Below are 1,686 nucleotides of genomic sequence, written 5' to 3'. Positions count from 1 at the left end.
CTTCGGCCAGGGCCTGTACGCCGACGTGGTCGAGGGTCCAGGACGCCTTCGCCGAGTTGCGGCTCGGGCGCCGCAGCACACGGGGTTCGCCCCAGCCGGATACCGCGGCGAGTGCCTCGTCGAGCGTCATGCCCAGCAGGATCGGCGCGACTCCGTGCGGCGGGTCGAGAACCAGATCCACGACCGACTCCTCGTTCCTTCACGACGTCATTTCAGGATGTCGCACAGGCCGCCGCTCCTGCGACCGTCGTCCTGCACTTCGGACAGTCAGCCGCGCAGGTGGGACTGGTTTCGACCGGCTGATCCGCCGGTTCCCCTTCGAGGAGATCAACGAAGCCGCGGCAGGCGCTCTCGACAGCGACGTGATCAGCCCGTCCTGGTCATGCCGCGGGTCGCCGCCTGACCCGGCGCCCCGGGCCGCTCCGGCCCCCGCACGTGGGTTAGGCCTCGTCTCGGTCGCCGCAGATCATGACGGCGTCGAGCCACAGGCCGCCCTCCGGAAACTCCGGCCCGGTGCCGCCGTCACCGCTCGCCCGCCACCTGCGAGGGCACCGTGGCGTCCTGACCGCCGTCCAGAACCTGGTGGAGCCAGGCGCGTTCGGCGCGGCTCATGGCGCGGGCGGTGAGCAGCATGCCGCGGCGGTAGGGGTCGGTGACCTCCTCGGCGCGCAGCGGCCGGTCGCCGTCGTAGAAGAAGCTCGCGGGTGTCTCGAGGAACTCCAGGCGTCGGCGCAGTACCGCGTGCTGCTGTTCCGTGTCGGGGAGCAGGGACAGGAACGCGAGGACTGTGAAGAAGCGGGCGTGGTCGGTGATCTCGTGCTGGGCGGGTTCGCGCAGGCGCCGCAGCAGTTCGTCGCGTCCGGCGTCGGTCAGGGTCAGCACGTACTTCTGGGCGGCTGCCGCGCCCGGTTCGGTGTGCCGGGTCAGCAGGCCGCGTTTCACCAGGCGGTTGATCGCCGGGTAGAGGCTGCCGTCGCTGACCGGTCGGGTGTGACCGGACAGTTGCTCCACCCGACGGCGCAGTTCATAGCCGTGCAGCGGTCCCTGCGCGAGGTGTCCCAGGATCACGAGTTCCAACACACCCCCATGGTCGCACAGCGAATCGAGGTACCACGTAACGAGGTGTTACGGTCGAGATCGGACGGATACCTTGTTTCGAGGTATCCGGATTCGTTGTATCGGTTTCCACCGGCGAGCAGAGAAGAGAGAGCGATGACGCAGTCGTCCGACCCGNNGCCACCGCGGTGGCCGGCCTGCCGTGGGCGGACCGGCGGGCGTTCGACGACGTGGCACGAGGCCGGATCGCCTCGATCGAGCCGCCCGTCATCCGCGACGCCTCCGGCACGGTGGTCTGGGACCTCACGGCGTACGACTTCCTCGACGGCGAGGCGCCGGCGACCGTGCACCCGAGCCTGTGGCGCATTGCCCAACTGCACCGCAACCACGGCCTCTTCGAGGTCACCGACGGTGTCTACCAGGTGCGCGGCTACGACGCCGCGAACATGACCGTCGTCGTCGGCGAGCGCGGCTATGTCGTCATCGACCCGCTCACCTGCGTCGAGACGTCCGCAGCCGCGCTGGACCTGGTCCGCGAGCAGCTCGGCGACCGCCCCGTCACCGCGGTCGTGCACACGCACTGCCACATCGACCACTTCGGCGGCGTCAAGGGAGTCGTCGACGAGGCGG

Annotated in this window: 2 protein-coding genes and 1 pseudogene; 1 reads left to right on the top strand and 2 read right to left on the bottom strand. The window is 69.8% G+C overall.

Going from position 1 to position 1,686, the window contains the following annotated elements; translation table 11 throughout:
- Both AOK24_RS42755 and AOK24_RS42750 read right to left on the bottom strand, forming a co-directional pair.
- Positions 1-181 (bottom strand): annotated as a pseudogene (locus AOK24_RS42755) (hypothetical protein); the annotation flags it as partial.
- A 341-nt stretch (positions 182-522) separates the two neighbouring features.
- Positions 523-1,080, bottom strand: coding sequence for a PadR family transcriptional regulator (locus tag AOK24_RS42750; protein ID WP_055725245.1), 558 nt, complete (start codon positions 1,078-1,080; stop codon positions 523-525).
- 164 nt (positions 1,081-1,244) lie between these two features.
- Here AOK24_RS42750 and AOK24_RS42745 point away from each other — a divergent pair.
- A partial coding sequence (locus AOK24_RS42745) for an MBL fold metallo-hydrolase (protein ID WP_206191370.1) occupies positions 1,245-1,686 on the top strand: 442 nt, incomplete at its 3' end.

The sequence above is a fragment of the Streptomyces niveiscabiei genome (assembly GCF_001419795.1).
GTDB classification, from domain to species: domain Bacteria; phylum Actinomycetota; class Actinomycetes; order Streptomycetales; family Streptomycetaceae; genus Streptomyces; species Streptomyces niveiscabiei.
This window is presented reverse-complemented; position numbering and strand designations above follow the sequence as displayed.